This window comes from Flagellimonas pelagia (genome assembly GCF_003584135.1).
Taxonomy (GTDB): domain Bacteria; phylum Bacteroidota; class Bacteroidia; order Flavobacteriales; family Flavobacteriaceae; genus Flagellimonas; species Flagellimonas pelagia.
In genome coordinates this window covers 1-19,685 of record NZ_QXFI01000029.1, presented here as the reverse complement: position 1 = coordinate 19,685, position 19,685 = coordinate 1, and the positions used below count along the sequence as shown (strand labels likewise).

13 protein-coding genes and 1 tRNA gene are annotated in these 19,685 nt (G+C 44.2%); 6 read left to right on the top strand and 8 right to left on the bottom strand.

Annotated features, from left to right (window positions below):
- Window positions 1-87 precede the first annotated feature (87 nt).
- Together D2V05_RS12690 and pbpC are read left to right on the top strand one after the other, a co-directional pair.
- Window positions 88-5,637 (top strand): alpha-2-macroglobulin family protein, encoded by a 5,550-nt coding sequence (locus D2V05_RS12690; RefSeq protein WP_119648021.1) that lies wholly within the window; start codon window positions 88-90, stop codon window positions 5,635-5,637.
- 10 nt (window positions 5,638-5,647) lie between these two features.
- Window positions 5,648-8,020, top strand: a complete 2,373-nt coding sequence (gene pbpC, locus D2V05_RS12685) for a penicillin-binding protein 1C (protein ID WP_119648020.1) — start codon at window positions 5,648-5,650, stop codon at window positions 8,018-8,020.
- A gap of 4 nt (window positions 8,021-8,024) precedes the next feature.
- Here the strand turns inward: pbpC and der are convergent, their stop codons facing one another.
- Window positions 8,025-9,326 (bottom strand): ribosome biogenesis GTPase Der, encoded by a 1,302-nt coding sequence (der, locus tag D2V05_RS12680; RefSeq protein WP_119648071.1) that lies wholly within the window; start codon window positions 9,324-9,326, stop codon window positions 8,025-8,027.
- A 76-nt stretch (window positions 9,327-9,402) separates the two neighbouring features.
- Between der and D2V05_RS12675 the strand changes: the two genes are divergently transcribed.
- A complete protein-coding gene (locus D2V05_RS12675; protein WP_119648019.1) occupies window positions 9,403-9,906 on the top strand; it encodes a GTP-binding protein in 504 nt (167 codons plus the stop codon).
- Between the two features lie 6 nt (window positions 9,907-9,912).
- On the opposite strand, the gene era is transcribed toward D2V05_RS12675, so the two are convergent.
- Entirely contained in the window at window positions 9,913-10,791 is an 879-nt protein-coding gene (gene era, locus D2V05_RS12670) for a GTPase Era (protein WP_119648018.1), read from the bottom strand.
- Window positions 10,784-12,145, bottom strand: coding sequence for an alanine/glycine:cation symporter family protein (locus tag D2V05_RS12665; protein WP_119648017.1), 1,362 nt, complete (start codon window positions 12,143-12,145; stop codon window positions 10,784-10,786). The genes era and D2V05_RS12665 overlap by 8 nt, the downstream gene beginning before the upstream one ends.
- A 113-nt stretch (window positions 12,146-12,258) precedes the next feature.
- Here D2V05_RS12665 and D2V05_RS12660 point away from each other — a divergent pair.
- Window positions 12,259-12,331 (top strand) — tRNA-Met (locus tag D2V05_RS12660).
- Window positions 12,332-13,238: 907 nt separating this feature from the next.
- On the opposite strand, the gene D2V05_RS12655 is transcribed toward D2V05_RS12660, so the two are convergent.
- The 5 genes from D2V05_RS12655 to D2V05_RS12635 form a co-directional block, all read right to left on the bottom strand.
- Window positions 13,239-14,486, bottom strand: a complete 1,248-nt coding sequence (locus D2V05_RS12655; RefSeq protein WP_147378276.1) for a hypothetical protein — start codon at window positions 14,484-14,486, stop codon at window positions 13,239-13,241.
- Between the two features lie 4 nt (window positions 14,487-14,490).
- Window positions 14,491-15,678, bottom strand: a complete 1,188-nt coding sequence (locus D2V05_RS12650) for a hypothetical protein (RefSeq protein ID WP_147378253.1) — start codon at window positions 15,676-15,678, stop codon at window positions 14,491-14,493.
- Between the two features lie 16 nt (window positions 15,679-15,694).
- Entirely contained in the window at window positions 15,695-16,663 is a 969-nt protein-coding gene (locus tag D2V05_RS12645; protein WP_119647212.1) for a hypothetical protein, read from the bottom strand.
- 66 nt (window positions 16,664-16,729) lie between these two features.
- Entirely contained in the window at window positions 16,730-17,740 is a 1,011-nt protein-coding gene (locus D2V05_RS12640) for a hypothetical protein (protein ID WP_119647213.1), read from the bottom strand.
- Window positions 17,741-17,758: 18 nt separating this feature from the next.
- Window positions 17,759-18,298: a hypothetical protein gene (locus D2V05_RS12635; protein WP_119647214.1), complete on the bottom strand. Its 540-nt coding sequence runs from the start codon at window positions 18,296-18,298 to the stop codon at window positions 17,759-17,761.
- 190 nt (window positions 18,299-18,488) lie between these two features.
- Between D2V05_RS12635 and D2V05_RS12630 the strand changes: the two genes are divergently transcribed.
- Window positions 18,489-19,445, top strand: a complete 957-nt coding sequence (locus tag D2V05_RS12630) for a tetratricopeptide repeat protein (protein WP_119647215.1) — start codon at window positions 18,489-18,491, stop codon at window positions 19,443-19,445.
- 30 nt (window positions 19,446-19,475) lie between these two features.
- Window positions 19,476-19,685, top strand: a 210-nt coding sequence (locus D2V05_RS12625) for a hypothetical protein (protein ID WP_147378254.1), incomplete at its 3' end; no start/stop codon positions are given.

Here is a 19,685-nt window from a genome sequence, read left to right as displayed (position 1 = left end):
CCATTCATCAACTTACCGGGTCCCCGTACCTATTTTTGGCTATATTGTTGTACCAATTCTATAGTTTAATTAATTACACTTTTTGCCATGTCCCGGTTTTTAAAAATTACCCTGTTTTCCTTCCTGATTTTAGTCGTATCCTGTAAAAAAAAGGGAGAAGTCCCCGAAACGGACAATCTCTTTAAGTTCAAGGATTACATTAGTTACCACACCCATGGCAACCAAAGTATTTCGACCCCTATCACCATTGCTCTTGCCCAACAGTTGGAGCAGTTCGAACTCAACCAAGAGCTGCCCAAGGAATATTTGCAGATATCACCAAAGGTGGATGGCAAATTGGTCATCGAAAATGGCAGGGAACTGACCTTTCAACCTTCGGAATATTTAAAACCGAACACGGAATATGTGGTCACCCTGTCCCTCAACAAATTGTTTGAGAACATTGACAGTGATTTTAAAAAATACACCTTCAGTTTCAAGACCATCGCACCCAACTTCAAGATCAACTTGGGAAGCCTACAGTCCTATAGCAAGGAATGGCAATACTTGACGGGTACGTTGGATGCTTCGGATATTTTGGACGCTTCAAAAATGGAGGGCATTCTGTCCGTAAAGCAAGGGGATAAAAAAGTTCCCGTAAAATGGGACAACGCCTCGGAGAATACCCAATATTTCAGCTTTAAGATCGATAGCATCTCCAGAAAAACGGATGATAGCGAACTTACCATTGAATGGAGCGGAAAGGCGCTCGGTATCGATAATGAAGGTTCTGAAAAATATACCATCCCTGGATTGAACAAATTTGTGGTAGTGGATGCCAAGACCACCTCATCACCCAATGCCGTGCTGACCCTGAATTTCTCGGAACCCCTAAAACAAAATCAAAACCTTAACGGATTGGTGACCGTAGAAAATGCGGAGAGCCTTCGGTACGAGATCAATGGTAATGTCTTAAAGGTCTACCCCTCCAACCGTATTCTGGGAGAGGTACGGGTAAATGCTTTCGAAGGAATCAAAAGTGAATATGGCTTTACCCTCAAGAACACCTTTTCTGAACTGGTTTCCTTTGAACAACTTAAACCAGCGGTACGATTGATCTCCAAAGGGACCATTTTACCCAATGCAGCTTCCACCCCTATTTATTTTGAGACTGTAAACCTTTCCGCGGTGGAAGTGCGCGTGATACAGGTGTATGAGAACAACATGCTGCAATACCTGCAGAACAATAATCTTACGGAAAGCTATAGCCCCGATCTACGGCCTGTGGGAAGAAGGGTGGCCTACAAAGTAATTCCTTTGGCAGAAAATGGGGAGGAAAACAGCAGCTATTGGAAGGCCCATGCCCTTGATCTGTCAAGCTTGATCAAAATCCACCCCGGCTCCCTTTACCGCGTTGAGTTCAGCTTTAAGAAAGAGCATACCACCTACGCCTGTGATGGCTCTGAAACCACAGAAGATCAAACGGAAACCTATACGTCCAGTACGGATGAAGATTCTTTGGAAGAACGCTATTGGGACAATGAAATTTATTATTGGAGGGACTATGAGTACGACTGGGAGAATCGTGACAATCCTTGTCATCAGGCCTATTATAATTATGACAGGATTGTTTCCACCAATCTTTTGGGCAGCGACCTTGGCTTAATCGTGAAAAAAGGGAACAACCGTTCCTACCATTTAGCGGCCACCAATTTGCTGACCACCAAGCCCGAGGCCAATACCAACATCAAGCTCTACAACTATCAGCAGCAATTGTTGGGAGAGGTGACTACGGATGCCTCTGGATTTGCGGTATACGATGGGGAAAAGAGCGTGGCATTCGCCGTAGCTGAAAAGAACAACAATTTTGCCTATGCCAAACTGGCTGATGGTAATGCACTGTCCTTGAGTACATTTGACGTTTCTGGCGAAGAATTGCAGCGGGGCCTTCAAGGGTTTCTGTATACCGAAAGAGGGGTTCACCGTCCTGGGGATGTGATCCATCTGACCTTTGCTCTGGACGATAAAGGAAACCCATTGCCCAAGGGTCACCCTGTTACTTTAGAAGTGAGTGATGCCCGCGGAAAGTTGGTGCAGCGCAATGTGTTGACCGAGGGGACCCTTCCCGTTTCGGAAGGATTATTCGCCAAAAAAGAGGAAAATTTCTATTATTTCCCTATTCCGACTCAAGCCGATGCCCCAACGGGAAATTGGTCGGCCAAAGTTATTGTGGGCGGTGCCCAGTTCAACAAATCCCTGAAAGTGGCCACGGTAAAACCAAACCGGCTAAAAGTGGATTTTTCTTTTGATGACGAAGTGTTGAAGGCCAACACGAACAACCGTGGCAAAGCCATTGTTCAATGGTTGCACGGTGCTCCCGCACGTAATCTCAAAATCGATATCAATGCCAACTTGAGCAAAGCTTCCAATGCGTTCCCAAAGCTGAAGGATTATGTGTTCCAAGACCCTGCACGCGACTTCTATGATACCGAACTGCAATGGATCTCTTCCAAATTGGATGCAAACGGTGAGTTGGACATCAACGAAAAAATTAATGTGAATGGCAATGCCCCCGGTATGCTTCAAGCAACGTTCACTACCAAGGTGTTTGAAGGTGGTGGGGATTTTTCTATTGACGTGTTCACCAAAAATTTGGCACCCTATCCCTATTTTGTGGGATTGCGTTCTCCAGAGGCCAAACAATATGGTTCTTTCATGACCGATGAGAACAACACCTTTGGCGTCATTACCGTGGACGACCAAGGCAAGCCATCCGGTAACCGAAAACTGAAAGTACAGGTGTACAAAATTGAATGGCGTTGGTGGTGGAACCGTGGGTACGATAACCTATCCCGATATGAAAATGCTTCTGTTCACAGTCCGTTCAAGGAAATGACCGTGACCACCGGAGCGGATGGCAAGGCCAACTTCAACCTAAATGTACCCGATGATGATGGCGGACGTTTTCTCATCCGAGTGATCGACGAAGCAGGACATGCCACGGGTCGCACGGCTTATTTCTATCGCAATTGGTGGAGAAGACCATCGGGAGATTCTGAAAGTTCCAAAATCTTGGTGTTTTCTGCGGATAAGGAAAACTACAAATTGGGTGAACAGGCTACTATCACTTTCCCATCGGATAGAGGCGGAAGGGCTTTGATCAGCATTGAAAACGGAACCGAAGTATTGTCCCAACAGTGGATCGAGACCAGTGCCAAGGAAACCAAGGCCTCCATTCCCATTACGGCGGAAATGGCCCCGAATACTTACATCAACATTTCCTTATTGCAACCGCATGGACAGGCAACCAACGACCTCCCTATCCGATTGTATGGGGTCGTGCCCTTATTGGTGGAGAACCCGGCCACGTTGCTGGAACCACAGATTTCGATGCCCGAAGTACTGGAACCCGAATCTTCGTTTAAAGTTACGGTTTCCGAGGCCAACAAAAAACCCATGACCTATTCTTTGGCCGTAGTGGATGACGGACTTTTGGACCTGACGCGTTTTAGGACCCCAGATATCCATGCCTCCTTTTATGCAAGACAAGCATTGGGGGTAAAGACCTTCGATATTTTTGATGATGTGATGGGTGCCTACTCCGTGAGCGTGGACAATATCTACGCCATCGGTGGGGGTGGCATCGGGGCTGGGGCGAAAAACCGCAAGGCCCAACGTTTCAAGCCTGTGGTCACCTATTTGGGTCCCTTTACTTTGAAGGCTGGCGAAAAAGCATCCCACACCATTGAAATGCCCAATTATGTAGGTTCTGTACGTACTATGGTCGTTGCCGGTAACTTGAACAGTGCTTATGGCAATGCCGAAAAAACCACTCCGGTGCGTAAACCTTTGATGGTGTTGACGTCCATCCCCAGAAAATTGTCCCCTGGAGAAACCGTGACCATTCCGGTTACCGTTTTTGCCATGGAACCCAAAGTGAAAAATGTAAAAGTTTCCATCGATGCAGGCAAGGCCTTGGAGGCTATTGGAGAAACAACCAAGAACATCACGTTCAATGCCGTTGGGGAACAGATCGTGAATTTCGACTTTAAGGTGAAGCCCGCTTCCTCATTCCAGACCATTACCGTAACAGCAAGTGGTGCCGGGGAAAGTGCGAGCAGCAAAACGGAGATCGATGTGGAAAACCCGAACCCCATCACCACCAAAAGTGATTTATATACCATTGATGCCAATGGTAGCATGACCATTCCTTTTGAAACGTTTGGTACTTCTGGCACCAATGAAGCCTTTATCGAATTCTCCACTTTGCCTCCTATGGATTTCAGCAAGCGATTGGATTACCTGTTGAGATATCCCCATGGTTGTGTGGAACAGACCACTTCGGCGGCTTTCCCACAATTGTATTTGGCCGATGTGCTGGATATCACTTTTGAAAAGAAAAAGGAGATTGAGAAAAACGTAAAAGCGGCCATCAAAAAACTGGGCGATTTCCAAACCCCGAACGGGGGACTCAGCTATTGGCCTGGTTATGGCCATGCTGATGATTGGGGCACCTCGTACGCAGGTCATTTTATGCTGGAAGCCAAACAACAGGGCTATCAGTTACCGTTGACGTTCTTGACTAATTGGTTGAAATATCAAAAGACGGCAGCCCGTCAATGGAGCAATCAAAGCTCTGGTTATAACGATGATATTTCCCAAGCGTATCGCCTGTACACCTTGGCTTTGGCGCAACAGCCCGAGTTGGCTGCAATGAACCGACTTCGGGAAGCCAAAAACTTGAGCAATGAAGCCAAATGGCGTTTGGCCGCTGCATATGCACTGGCCGGGAAAAAAGAAGTGGCCCAAGAGATCGCCCAAAAGGCCAATATCAACTTCACTCCAACCAACTATGACTACCGAACCTATGGTTCCGTTTTCAGGAGTAGGGCCATGGCGTTGGAAACGATGGTGATCTTAGGGAATTCCAAACAAAGGGATTTGTCCATTTCCCTTGCCAAGGACCTTTCTTCCCAGAATTGGTACAGTACGCAGGAAACAGCATTTGCCTTATTGTCCCTTTCCAAAATGGTGATGAAAAACGGAGGGAAATCCATCGACCTTACCTATACCAACAACGGAAAGGAAATTTCAGTAAAAACAGATAGAGCAATTGCGCAAAGAGGGCTCACCATCACCTCCTTCAAAAATGAAATACAGGTAACGAACAAACAGGGGAATACTGTTTATGCCACCCTGACCCAGACCGGAAAATTGCCAGTGGGACAAGAGTTAGCACAACAACAAAACCTCAACCTCAATGTAGTATATAAAGATGCTTTGGGGAATACATTAGATGTTTCCGAATTACGACAAGGAACGGAATTCCAAGCGGAGATTACGGTATTCAACAGCTCTAACGACTACATCGATAATCTGGCATTGACGCATATTGTGCCCAGTGGTTGGGAGATTGTGGACACTTCCTTTGCAGGTGGGGACAATCCGAATGCAACAAAAGCGGATTATATGGATACCCGTGACGATCGCACCCATTTGTATTTTAACCTTGGGGCACGGAAGTCGGCCACATTTACCGTTAAACTCAATGCTTCTTTCCTGGGCGATTATTATTTGCCGGGAGCCCAAGTAGAAGCCATGTACGACAACAACTACCAAGCACGAAACAAAGGGAATTGGATCAAAGTGGTACAGTGATGTGTTTGGAATGAACAATTTTTGGGAACGATTAAAAAGGTTTGCATATAGACATAAGATCAAGCTGGCCATTTTTATGGCCTTTTTGGTCTTGTGGTTGTTCTGTTTGCCCAAAAATTTGTTTGATGACCCCAACTCAACCGTGGTGAACAGTTCCGATGGCGCTTTGATCGGGGCGCGGATTGCAGATGACGGTCAATGGCGGTTTCCCGAAATGGACTCCGTTCCCAAACGTTTTGAAGAATGTATCCTCCTTTTTGAGGATGAATATTTTTACCAACATCCCGGTTTCAATCCTGTTTCTATTATTAAGGCCATTGGTCATAACCTGACCAAAAAATCCCGAAGGGGTGGCAGTACCATCACCCAACAGGTCATCCGGTTGAGCAGAAAGAACAAATCACGGACCTATGCAGAAAAAGTGGTCGAAATCTTTATGGCCACCCGATTGGAATTGAGGTACTCCAAAAAAGAGATTTTACGCCTTTATGCCTCCCACACCCCATACGGTGGTAATGTAGTGGGACTTGAAACCGCGGCTTGGCGCTATTTCGGCATTCCTGCGCACGAACTGAGTTGGGGCCAAGCCGCGGCCCTTGCTGTTTTGCCCAATGCACCGGCTCTTATTTTTCCAGGAAGAAATGAGCGGACATTTCTTGAAAAAAGAAATCGGTTGTTGGAAAAATTAAAGGACAAAGGCACCATTGATGAGACTACCTATGAACTGGCCATTGCAGAACCCCTTCCCAAAAAACCGGTTCCCTTGCCAGATGTGGCCGCCCACCTCACGGAACGCATCCGAAACGAACATTCAGGGGAACGCATCACAACTTCCATTGATAGAGCCTTGCAACAACGATTGAACATCTTGGCCGAAAGACACTACCACCAATTAAAAGGAAATGAAATACACAATTTGGCCATTCTAGTGCTCGATGTGGAAACCCGAAAAGTTTTGGGTTATGTGGGGAATTCCCCTTCTGGAAAAGAACATGCCAATTATGTAGACATCATCACCAAGAACCGAAGTACAGGAAGTACCTTAAAACCATTTTTGTTTGCTTCCCTATTGGATGAAGGACAGTTGTTGCCGCATAGTTTGGTTGAAGACGTACCGACCGTGATCAATGGGTACCATCCCCAAAATTTTGACAAAAAACATGTGGGTGCCGTACCGGCCAGCAGGGCCCTTTCCCGCTCACTGAATGTTCCAGCTGTGCGATTGCTACGGGAATATGGTCTTCAAAAATTCTATAACAAACTCAAAAAAATGAAGTTGGAGTCATTGGACAGGCCATCCTCCTATTATGGTCTTTCCTTGATATTGGGTGGAGCTGAAAGTTCTCTTTGGGAAGTAACCGAATCCTATGCGGCTATGGCTTCCACTTTGAACTATTTCGTGACCCATTCCAGCACCTATCGCACCAACGAATTTGTAAAACCTTCATACCTGTCTGAAACAGAAATCGATTTGGGAACCCCACAATTTGACCCTCCCATTTTTGGGGCCGGGGCCATTTACTCCACCTTTCAATCCATGTATGAAGTGAACCGCCCAGAAGGAGATGAAAACTGGCACTTTTTTGATTCTTCCCAACCCATTGCCTGGAAAACCGGGACCAGTTTTGGCTTTAAGGATGCCTGGGCCGTTGGGGTAACGCCCAAGTATGCCATTGGGGTGTGGGCTGGCAATGCCGATGGTGAAGGAAGGCCCGGCCTGACCGGAATCACAGCAGCCGCCCCTCTATTGTTCGATGTGTTGGATGCCCTTCCACATAGTGGATGGTTCCAAGAACCTTTTGATGATTTGGTGGAAGTGGAAGTCTGTTCGCAAAGTGGTTATCGGGCTTCGGTCTTTTGTGACGATGTAAAAAAAGAATACGTGCCCACCCATGGAACCCGAAGCGGCCCTTGCCCTTTCCACCAACAATTGTTTTTGGATGCTTCGGAAACCTATCGGGTAAACTCGGAATGCTATCCTTTGGAAAACATGGTGGCCAAAAACTGGTTTGTGCTTCCTCCCACCATCGAGTACTATTATGCGCTTTCCAACCCCAATTACAAGGAATTGCCTCCCTATATGGGCAATTGTTCGGAAATGGAAAATCAATTGATGGAATTTATCTATCCAAAATCAAATGAAGTGGTATTGCTCCCAAAAGACCTGGGAACCAAAACCAAGGACATCCTATTAAAATTGGCACATCAACAAAACAATGCCACGGTGTATTGGTATTTGGATGATACCTATATGGGCAAAACGGAAAACTTCCACGAGCTTATTCTGGATATTGAACCTGGGGAATATATTCTTACGGCCGTTGACAACTCAGGGAACCGGATTCAGCAAAAACTGGAAGTACTTTTGGCCTCGGAGCAGTAAAACGCTACTTCTTCCTCATAAAAATAGTCACTGGAACACCCGTAAAGTCGAAATTCTCCCGCAACTTATTTTCCAAGAACCGCTTGTAGGGATCCCGTACATATTGCGGCAAATTGCAGAAAAAAGCAAACTGCGGATACGGTGTTGGCAGCTGGGTACAGAACTTGATCTTTACATACTTACCCTTGTACGCCGGGGGTGGAGTATGCTCAATAATGGGCAACATGATATCGTTCAACTTTCGGGTCGGGACCTTCTTTGAACGGTTTTTGAACACTTCCACTGCTGTCTCGATGGCCTTATAGATGCGCTGTTTGTTCAACACTGATATGAACAGGATCGGTACATCTTCAAAAGGTGAAATGGCTTCTTTGATCTTGGCCGTATATTCTTTTACGGAATTAGTATCCTTTTCCACCAAATCCCATTTGTTCACCAAGATCACAATTCCTTTATTGTTACGTTGGGCCAACCAAAAAATGTTCTCCACCTGTCCGTCAAAACCACGAGTGGCATCCAACAACAAAATACAGACATCGCAATGTTCAATGGCCCGAACGGAACGCATCACGGAGTAAAATTCCAGATCTTCCTTCACCTTGGATTTCTTTCGGATACCGGCCGTATCCACCAAATTGAATTCAAATCCGAACTGATTGTATCGAGTATCGTTACTATCCCTTGTGGTTCCGGCAATATCGGTGACGATGTATCGGTCTTCACCGATCAATGCATTGATAAAGGAGGACTTCCCTGCATTAGGGCGCCCCACCACAGCAAAACGGGGCAGTTCACTTTCTTCATCCTTGATATCGGGCAACACTTCTACCAAGGCATCCAACAACTCCCCTGTACCACTTCCGTTGATACTAGAAAGTGGAAAATATTCGCCCAATCCCAAAGCATAAAATTCTACGGCATCGGCCATACGTTGGGCATTATCGACTTTGTTTACGGCCAAAAAGACAGGCTTATTTACCTTGCGAAGCAATTTGGCCACATCCTCGTCCATCCCGGTCACGCCCGATTCTACATCCACCATAAAAATAATGGCATCTGCTTCCCCGATGGCCAGTTCCACTTGTTTATCGATTTCCTTTTCAAAAACATCATCACTTCCCACTATATATCCACCGGTATCGATCAAGGAAAATTCCTTGCCGTTCCAATCGCTCTTTCCATAATGACGGTCACGGGTAACACCGCTCACGGCGTCCACGATCGCTTCACGACGACGGATCAATCGGTTGAAAAAAGTGGATTTGCCCACATTGGGTCTCCCTACGATAGCTACAATAGCTCCCATCTGCATTAAATTTTGGCAAAAGTACCATTTATTATGAAGAAAAAATGATACCTTTTTTTATCATTTTCAAACTGTTATGAGCGACCTGACCAATGAGATTGTTTTGAGACCTCGTTTCCATGTTTCATTGAGGACCGATGTGGAAGCATTGAAACATAGTTACGACACTCTAAAAAAGGATGGTTTTTTGATCAATAGGCTCGATGAGCATGTTTTTATTAAGTTCCGGAAGGCGGATACCAATTTTTGGACGCCTCAACTTCACCTTGAGCTTTCATCGTATGAACAGGGTGTGAGCAATATCCGAGGGGTTTTTGGTCCTAACCCTACCCTTTGGACATTTTTCATGTTCCTTCATTTTGGGGTGGGCACCCTGTTTGTGATCTTGGGCATTTTTGCCTACTCCAACCATTCATTGGGCAAGGACATTACTTTTTTAATGGTGGGAATGTTCTTTTTGGTGTTGCTCTGGTTTGCCCTATACGCTTTTGGGCGATTGGGAAAATCGAAAGGAGAAGGACAAATGGAACAACTTAAAACGCTGTTCAGGGAAACCATTGCTGGGTTTCAAAAAATTTGAGGTAACCTATCCGTTGTAGCCAAATCGTCTTAACTGTTGGGCATTGCTCCTCCAGTTTTTGTTGACTTTTACATACAGTTCTATATGTACCTGTTTGGCAAAGAACTTTTCGAGGTCTTTTCTAGACTCCACCCCAACCTTTTTTAGGGCGCTCCCTTTGTGACCGATAATGATTCCCTTTTGGGTATCTCGCTCTACCATAATTACAGAGCGGATTCGGATGATGTCCTCATCTTCTAAAAACTCCTCGGTTTCCACTTCCACGGAATAAGGAATCTCCTTTTTATAATGGAGCAGGATTTTTTCGCGGATGGTCTCGTTCACAAAAAAACGTTCGGGCTTGTCCGTTAGCTGATCTTTAGGATAATAGGGTGGCCCTTCGGGTAGCAATTCCAATATGCGTTCGAACACTTCCTTTACATTAAAATTCTCCAGGGCTGAAATCGGATGAATCTCCACATTGGGCAATTGCTCTTGCCAATATTGGATCTGTTCTTCCAAAACCTGTTGATCGGAAGTATCAATTTTATTAAGGAGCAACAACACAGGAATTTTGCTGTTCTTGATTTTTTTGAAGAATTCTTCGTCCTTTAAAGCTTTTTCACCAATCTCTACCATATACAACAACACATCGGCATCCTCAAAAGCGGATTTCACGAAATCCATCATAGAGGTCTGTAGCTCGTAGGCAGGTTTAATGATTCCAGGAGTATCGGAAAGTATCATTTGAAAATCTTCCCCGTTCACAATACCCAAAATCCTATGTCGGGTGGTCTGAGCCTTGGAGGTGATGATAGAGAGTTTCTCTCCTACAAAGGCATTCATCAACGTGGATTTTCCCACATTCGGATTTCCGATGATATTTACAAAGCCCGATCTATGCACCTTTCTTCATTTTTTGAAAATATTCTTTGGAGGCTGCGTTTACCTTGGGCGAAAGATACAACACCGCGATCATATTCGGTATCACCATTAAGGCATAAGATAGGTCGATAAGATTTTTCACGAGTTGTAAGGAGGCCACCGCTGCAAATACGATCATGACCACGAAAAATACATTATACCATTTGCCAATTTTAGGGTTGGTCAAAAACGAAAGGCTCTTCACCCCGTAATAGGAATAGGTAAACAGGGTTGAAAGTGCAAAAGCGGCCACGATGACCATCAACAAGGTATCCCCAATGCCATACAATGTTTTTTCAAAAGCGGACATGGTCATGGTGATGCCGCTACCATCTTCCAAATAGGCTCCGCTCAAAATAATGACCACTGCGGTAAAGGTACATACCATGATGGTATCTATAAACGGGCCCAACATGGCCACAAGGCCTTCCTTGGTTGGCTCATCATTACGGGATTGGCCGTGGTACATGGGTGCGCTACCCAACCCCGCCTCATTGGAGAACATGGCCCTTCGGACCCCGATGATCACCAATCCCCAAAAACCTCCGGTTACCATGGTATCAAAATTCCATGCTTCCACAAAAATCATTTTAAGGGCAGGGAAAATATCACCTGCATTGCTGGCCATCACAAAAATTACGGCCAATAGGTAAACCCCCACCATAAAGGGCACAATGGCGGATGCCACTTTGGCGATTTTGTTCAATCCCCCAAAAATGACCCCGGAGGTAACGATGGCCAAAAAGAACCCAATGGCCAACTTCCAATTATATTCGCTGGTGACCAACAAGGTTTCGTGTGGTTTGACCACTCCCATAAACGCTTCGGTAAACTGATTGGCGGTAAACACTCCCAAAAACCCGAACATTCCGCAAATACTAAAAAATACGGCCATGGGTCTTGCCCAATTTCCCATTCCTTTGGTAATGTAGAACATGGGGCCCCCTTGTAGTTTACCCTCTGAATCCGTTCCACGGAACATAATGGCCAAGCTACCGGAGTAAAATTTAATGCCCATACCCAAAAGTGCTGTCATCCAAATCCAAAAAACAACGCCCGGTCCCCCATCATGGATGGCAATGGCCACTCCAGATATATTGCCCAAACCAACTGTTGCAGCCACGGCTGCGGACAAGGCCTGAAACGAACTTACATCCCCTTTGGCATTTTTATCATCGTACTTTCCCGATACTACGGCAAGAGCATGCCCAAAGTAGCGATAGGGAACAAACTTGGAGTAGAAAACCAAAAAGAGTCCACCACCTATAAGAAGGATGAACATGGGCCATTCCGTATAGGGTAAAATAGTGGTCAGAAAATCGTTGATACTTTCCATAAAGTCAAAATCCCGAATTTATGGATTTTAGGCTGGATAGTCCCCAATGAAACAGGAATATTACTTTTAGTTTGGAAATGATCAGAAAACCGTTGTATATTTGCCGTCCACATCGCGGGGTAGAGCAGTAGGTAGCTCGTCGGGCTCATAACCCGAAGGTCACTGGTTCGAGTCCAGTCCCCGCTACTATAAAAACCTGATTTTAAGCGTTTTATGTTTAGAATCAGGTTTTTTATTTTAGAAAATTCCGTATGCGGTACCGTATTGTTTTGATATTGAAATCATGTCAATTAACTGATTTTCAATCATTTAATAACACGCTCACAACCCGAAGGTCCGATATAGGAATCCAATTCTTCAGAAAATCATCAATAAATTGATTATCAGATGTTTAATAAAACATCTAAGCAACACTACTCCCCTTCTTACTCCTCCTCGTTTCGCCCGACCCGACGACCCCTAATCACATGAATACACTATAATCAATTTATTATCAACTATATATGAATGAAAACAATAATTTCAGGTCATAAAAGCGCATACGATACCGCATACAAAAGCGCATACAGTTCTTGAATGTTTCTTTATCCTCGTAACTCTTTTAAAATCCTGTTTCAGTTTGTGTTGGGTTTACTTACTAATAAAAAAAATACTTGTTAAGTAATCCAAGTGTGAAGAATTTCCTCCCCAAAAATGGGAAATCATGGTATGAACATGGTTGTACCATCAATCCCTATTGTAAAACGTCCCTCCTATATTTTTCCACTCGAAGCTAAGATTCCAAAAGAAACAGCATCATATAGCTTCCATTACGGAACATGAATCTCATTTTACCATGTGGTATAATACCAGAAAGTAAAAATTTCGGATGCAAAAATTCATTTGGAATAGACCGGATATTGTCAATGTTCATTTAAAATGCAAAAAACAGTCATGGTATACCACCAAAACCGGAAAAAATAGAGTACAGTGAAATTACATATAAGTAAATGTCCCGCTTCATCTAAAGTAAAATATTAAGATGGTTCAAATTAACCGTTCCTGGTGGTCCTCATTATCCGCCCCATCTACCTGTAGTTCACAAAAGACTTTATTATTCTTGGCCTTTGAAATATAACCTTTCCAAATCAATCTCCCCTATCTTCTTGGTCAGTTGGGCATCCGAATACAGTTCTAGGATGGGGTCTAAAAAATGGTAGGTATAATTGGCGCTATAGACAAAAGGATTAGCCTTGTCAAAACCCTTAAAAACAGACCTGACCTTCATGGTCATCTGTAGCAGCACAGTTTTATCATTAATCAAGGCTTCGGCTTTATCGGGGCCCATTTTGAACAATACATCCCCATTGATGTAATCCACTTGTTCGGTTTTATTGAAAAACTGTTGCCCATATGGCGTATTAGGTAGGAATTCACCAAAATATTCCACTGAGGAAACCCCAAATGGGGGTCTTTTGATAGGTAACCGTATCCAAAAACCTCCTTTGTCAAAATCATATTGGCCTTGGAACTTTATGGCATGGACCAATTGAAAATCCTCGGTTCCATCACTAAAAAAGCTTTTGCTCCATTTTAAAATGATATCCAGATACTTTTCTACAAAAGATACATACCGCTCATTCTCCGTAAAATCGTCCGCTTGGTGACCTCCCCATTCACGGACCAAGGCACTCTTACCGGTTCCGCTCCAATCGTTCATAAAATATTCCTTTTTCAGGGCATCGGTTCCCATATCAAATGCAAATTCCTTCAATACTTTTTGGGCCAAGCTCGACTTTGCTTCTTCCTCAATGATCTTTCCTTTTGTCTGCTGCGTTAGGGCAGTCCTGTCCATCACCTTAAAATGCTCCTTCAAACTATGGATACGCACCAAGTGGGCAAACCCAGCATACCCGGTACCCGTCAGATTCCTTTTTTCACCGGCTTCCTTGGAAAGGTCCACTTTTTTGGGATTGTCCTGCATCATATAGGAATCTATGGCCCCAAATCGGGGAAGGCCCTTGAATTTCTGAACCACAATATCCTTAAAGGCTTGGTTAGGGGATTTATAAACCAGGTAATCATCCTCATTGTAAGCTATGGCGGTATTCTGTTGTGTAGCTTTTTGCTCTGTTTTTTGGGCCTCGGGTAGTGTTATGGCCTCAGTTTGCGTATTCGTTCCATTCGCCGAATCTTGTTTCCCATCCAAAATATCACCCACTTTCTTATCGGCCTTTTTAATTATTTTTTCCTCGGCCTGCTGCTTCAATTTTTTAAAAAACTGACCGTTCATGTTCTGAGGCAATGTCATCAGCAATACCCCTACAATCCATAAAACTTGTTTCGTACGATTACATTTCATTTGATCAATCTTTAAATTTAACGGTCTTCATATCCACCTCTCCCATTTTTTTGGTTAGGGGGGCATCCTTATAAAACTCCATTGTTGTACTTTCCAACTCAAACTCCCAATCCACATGGGTAGGATTTGTAATACGAGGTGTCACCTTCACCTTGAACACCACAAATACGGGTGATCTGGATTGGAGGTTAAATTCTTTGGCCGCTGTTGGGTCTACGGACAAAAAAACCTTTTTTGATGTGTTCTTCAAGGTTTTTTCATTCTCAGAGTAGGCCAAAAAATTGGAATTATGAAGTATAAAGTCCCCTCCTATGGAGAATATATTGCCAATCCAATAGCCTTTATCCTTAAAATCATATTTTTCAGCTACCGCTCCCCTAGCCACGAAGTAGGCGACTTGGCTTCCATTTTCATAGAATGTTTCACTCCAATCCCGAAGGGTCTCAAAATGATTCTTGATAAACTTGGAGTAACTGCGATTTTGGGCAAATTCATTGTTCCGTGTCCCTCCCCAGCTAGGTACAATGGTTCGTTCACCCACGGCATTGGTAAAATTACACGGGGCCTTTGCTTCGGGGTCACAAAAGTATTCTTGCATATTTTCATCCGAAAAAACATCCTTTGCGAGCATCAACAAATGATGTTGGGCCTTATTGGAGTTCTTTGCCTTAAGGTCATTGTCCGCATAATTGTATGAAGTGAGTTTTGACCGGTCCATATCCTTGAAAAGGTCTTCCATAAATTTAAGTTCCAAGAGTGCCCGATAGGCTTTGCTATGGGTCGGGGCCGTAACCCCCCTATGATAATAAACATCTCCATAGCGGGGAAGTCCCTTGTGAGATTGTATGACCACATCCATAAAATCCTTGTTGGGGGCCTTATAGGTGATAATATTATCGTCCTTAATTTCAGGCGATTTATTCTGGGTTTGATTTCCTATCGGTATGCTGTTTGGGGATGTTTTGTTTGTTGATGCAGGCCCAGTCTTTGGACTTGGTTTCTCTTTTTCTGGAGCCGATGTCTTTTCCCCTTCCCCATTCAATAACTCATCGGTTTTTTCACTGGCCTTATTTACGATTTTATCCTCCACATTCTTTTTCAGTTTTTTTAAAAACTGTCCTTGGACCGAGATTGGCGCCAACAGACCAAAAACCGCAACAAGCAATATGGATTTGGTTTTTATATCTTTCATTTTCATAGCTTAGATTTTATCTGGTTTTGGACACCATGGAATTGATGTCTATTTCCCCCACTTTTTGGGTAAGGCCATCATCCGAGTACAGTTCTATGACAGGGCTGTTCAAACTGAAGGTGGTCTTGAGCTGATCTGCACGATAATTTTCCACTCCATTCAGGTAGCCGGTCACATCCAACACCAAATAGAGGTATTGGTGCTTTTCAGAAAAGTGCTCTGCCTCTTCCGGAGACATTTTGAAGAGGATAGAAGTGCCATTGGGATGCATCAAATTTCTTTCGGTGGAGTTGGATGGTTGAAGTCCATACCAATGTAACAAAAAGCCAGTGTTGTAAAATTGATTGGTATTGAACCAATAACCCCCATCCTTAAAATCGTAGGTGCCCAAATTGGTTCGGGCCACATAGTATCCCTCCAAGGTATTGTCTGTATAAAGGGTCTTTGCCCACTTTTCTAACATGGGAAATTTTTCCTTCACAAAAGCGGTATACGCACGCAATTTCTGAAACTCCGAAGCCCCCCTGCCTCCCCATGGCCTTTGGTTCCTTGGTTCGTTGTAATACCCTTCTTGTGGAAACCCGGAAACACAATCCTCTTCTTTTGGGTTGCAGAAAAACCGAATCAACTGTTGTGTATTGCACAATGCATTTGCCAAGGCCAGTACATGCTGCTGGGCGGTGAGGGATTTCAACTCTTCCTCATACATATTTTGCTTTCGTTCGGTAAAAAGATCTTTGTCCATTACCGCAAACATGTCTTCCTTAAACCTCATCTTCAAAAGCTCCATAAAGGCGTGCTTACTGGCCATATGGTGGCTGGACCGTTTGTCCATTTCAAAATACCCTTCTTCCCTAGAGCTTATATAGGTGCCATCGGCCTTCACAAAATATTCATCCTGTACCCCAAAGCGGAGCTTCCCTTTGTGGGTCTGTAAGGATAGGGAAATAAAATCGGTACTGGGTGGATCAAAAACCTTTTCCATTGGTTGGCCCCACCCTACTCCTTGGCAAACAATTATTATAATTACAAAAAGCAAATTCTTCATAGATCAATTGGTTTTTAACGTGAGGTTGGCAAGGGAAAGCGTCATAAAATGTTCTGTAAGGGCTTCGTCCTCATAAATTTCCACATCGCTGTCCACATGGGAATAGTTGAACTCCACAGGGTCATAAGGAAAGGCCATCGGTTTGCCCGAACGTTTCAATTTTATCTTCTTCACCAAATACAACCGGTTGATGTCTTCCTTCAAGAACCGTTCGGCGGTCTGTTCGTCGATTTTGAGAAAAAATTGAAGATTGTTCTTTCCGTTGATTTTCTTCAAAAGTTCATGCTCATATGCCGCAACAGGCTCGAAGACCACTCTTTTGGCCCCACCTTGCTTTGGGGTAAAAACATCGTTCAGATTAAGATAATGTCCTACCCAATACCCTAATTTGTCAAAGTCATACCCCCTTCCAACATGAAGTGTGGATACATGGTATCCTACCATTTCATCATTTTTGAAAAACGATTGGCCCCACCTTTGAAGTGGCTCCAAACATACCTCAACAAAAGAGGTATAATTGCGAAGCCTCTCAAACTCGTTTTTTCCTTGATTGGTTTGGTTGCAGGCATTGTCCAAACAAAGATTCGGACCGACTTGGGTCCGTAAAAACTGCTGTAGAAATGCGGAATTCCGTTGTTCTTGTGATGTATTGGAACTGGCCACGGTCAAACGCCCGCGGTCCAGATCACTCATAAAGGGCTCCAAATATTTCAACCCCACCAAAATGGAAAAATTCAAGAGACCGTTTCTTTCCTTTTTGTTCTGTTCCATCACATGGGCCCCATCATTTCCCCGTGCGGGTCTCATCGCGGGCGTGGCACCCGTATTCTTAACCATATGACTGTTAAATGCCCCAAACCGAGGAAGGCCCATATGGGCCTGTAGTTTAACGGGAGCAAACTTCTCGGAAGGTGGATCGAACACAATCAGATTGTTGGCACTTGGGGCCTGTGCCTCTAATTCAAGCAACCCCAAGATAGCCAACAATACCCCCAAACTTATCTTATGTATCATTTTCTTCAATATGAACCGTTACTCCCACGTTATCACTCCATCCATAGTCAAAAGCTTGTCATCATCGGTATTGATTACCGTGGTACCTTCAAAAGTGACTTTTTTGGCTTCGAAATCAACTTCAAACCCATCTCCACAGGCCATAAAGAATCCTTGATAGGGGGAGGAACACGCATGTGGATATTCTTCCCCGTTCTTTACAATGGTCATGGAAATGGTCTTGTCGATATCGGGTGACCCCCCAGTGGAAAAATCCGCAGCCACGATCACAAAACCGCTCTGGTCATTACTATAGACCAGTTCGTTATCTACCACTGTAATATTATCGGAAAGTAATATGACAGATTTGTCCGTTCCTGTCAATGATGCATTTCCGACCTCAATGTTCCCTACGGTCAAAGAAGTCCCCAAAACCCCAGTCTCCTCCCCGGACAACTGGATGATTCCCTCAACCTTTCCGGATTTCCCATCCTCTGGTTCATCGCCATCGTCAGAATTACAATTTGTGAACATGGTAAGTGTAAAAATGGAAAGGAAAAACAACTGCATTTTTTTCATAGTATAAAATGGTTATGGTGCGTAGAAAACACCAAGCTATATATTCCCCATAGCCTATGCCACGACCACTTATTCACCGTTGTAAATATGAACATGAGCGTTGTCTTTTGTTGAATTACCGCAATACACAATGAACGGGGCAGCATATTGAGTCAAAACCTTTAAATTTGGTTTTGACCAATCACCCGCCATGCCAGATTCCTTTAAAAAGATCTTTTTAGTCCTATTGCTCTTTCCCCTTTGGGGAATTTCCCAACAAAGCGTATTGGATTCGTTACAACAGGAATTGGCCACCCATTCGGCAAAAGATTCTGTCCGCGTTTCTTTATTGATAAAAACTGCTGGGGAAATGACCTATTCCAATCCCAAGGAAGCTTTTCCTTTGGTAGATGAGGCCATTGCCATATCCTCCGAAACAGATTGGATCAAGGGGGAGAGTTACGCATTGAGACAGAAGGGAAACCTGCATTATGTTATGGGAGACGACCTAGCCGCACTGGATGTCTACCAAAAAGCGCAACATCTTGCCGAATCCATAGGGGACAGGTCACTTGAAGCGTCGTTGTTGAGCAATATCGGAAACATTTTTGCCGATTTAAAACAGTACGATAGGGCCTTGGAAAATTATGAAGCCTATTTGACCTCTGCACAAAAGTTGGGCAATGTCCCTGATGAAATAAAAGCACTGTCAAACATTGCAATCATCTACAACGACACTAAAAAATATGAAGAAGGAGTGGCCAATCTTGAAAAGGCCCTAAAATTGTCCAAACAGGAAGAAAATGACCTCTTTGTGGCCGCCATTACCAATAACTTGGCCCTAGCTTACAAAAAACTCGAAGATTACCCAAAGGCACTCTTGTATTATCAGGAGGCGGCGGATCTTGCCCACCAGATCGGGAACAAATACATTGAAGCTTCTGCCCTGAACAGCATAGGAATGGTCAATATCATATTGAAAAACTATGACTTGGCTGCCTTAAATGGGAGGAAAGCCCTTGACCTATCCCAAGAGATCGAAGCCGTGGAATGGCAAGCGGATTCCTGGAAAGTATTGAGTGAGGTATACGAACATGAAGGAGAAATGGCAGAAGCCCTCCATGCTTACAAAGAGCATGTACGTCTTCAGGACAGTGTGTTGAGCTAAGAAAAAAAATCTGAGCTGACCCGGAAGGAAATGCAGTTCAAAATGGAGAGGCAACAGGCCGAGGCCGAGGAGGAAATCAAACGGCAACATCTCGTCAAAAATGGTTATTTGGCTGGGGCCATCCTTCTGGCACTGATCTCAATTGCAAGTTATTTTCTATATAAACGCAGACGTGATGCCTTGGAAAAAAGAAAGGTGGTCGAATTCAATGCCAAGGTAGCCGAGACAGAACTCAAGGCC

Bases quoted from the DNA above. Each gene is read 5' to 3' on its own strand.
- D2V05_RS12690 (WP_119648021.1), top strand. From the start codon at position 88: ATGTCCCGGTTTTTAAAAATTACCCTGTTTTCCTTCCTGATTTTAGTC.
- pbpC (WP_119648020.1), top strand. From the start codon at position 5,648: ATGAACAATTTTTGGGAACGATTAAAAAGGTTTGCATATAGACATAAG.
- der (WP_119648071.1), bottom strand. From the start codon at position 9,326: ATGGGAGCTATTGTAGCTATCGTAGGGAGACCCAATGTGGGCAAATCC.
- D2V05_RS12675 (WP_119648019.1), top strand. From the start codon at position 9,403: ATGAGCGACCTGACCAATGAGATTGTTTTGAGACCTCGTTTCCATGTT.
- D2V05_RS12665 (WP_119648017.1), bottom strand. From the start codon at position 12,145: ATGGAAAGTATCAACGATTTTCTGACCACTATTTTACCCTATACGGAA.
- D2V05_RS12655 (WP_147378276.1), bottom strand. From the start codon at position 14,486: ATGAAATGTAATCGTACGAAACAAGTTTTATGGATTGTAGGGGTATTG.
- D2V05_RS12650 (WP_147378253.1), bottom strand. From the start codon at position 15,678: ATGAAAGATATAAAAACCAAATCCATATTGCTTGTTGCGGTTTTTGGT.
- D2V05_RS12645 (WP_119647212.1), bottom strand. From the start codon at position 16,663: ATGGAAAAGGTTTTTGATCCACCCAGTACCGATTTTATTTCCCTATCC.
- D2V05_RS12640 (WP_119647213.1), bottom strand. From the start codon at position 17,740: ATGATACATAAGATAAGTTTGGGGGTATTGTTGGCTATCTTGGGGTTG.
- D2V05_RS12635 (WP_119647214.1), bottom strand. From the start codon at position 18,298: ATGAAAAAAATGCAGTTGTTTTTCCTTTCCATTTTTACACTTACCATG.
- D2V05_RS12630 (WP_119647215.1), top strand. From the start codon at position 18,489: ATGCCAGATTCCTTTAAAAAGATCTTTTTAGTCCTATTGCTCTTTCCC.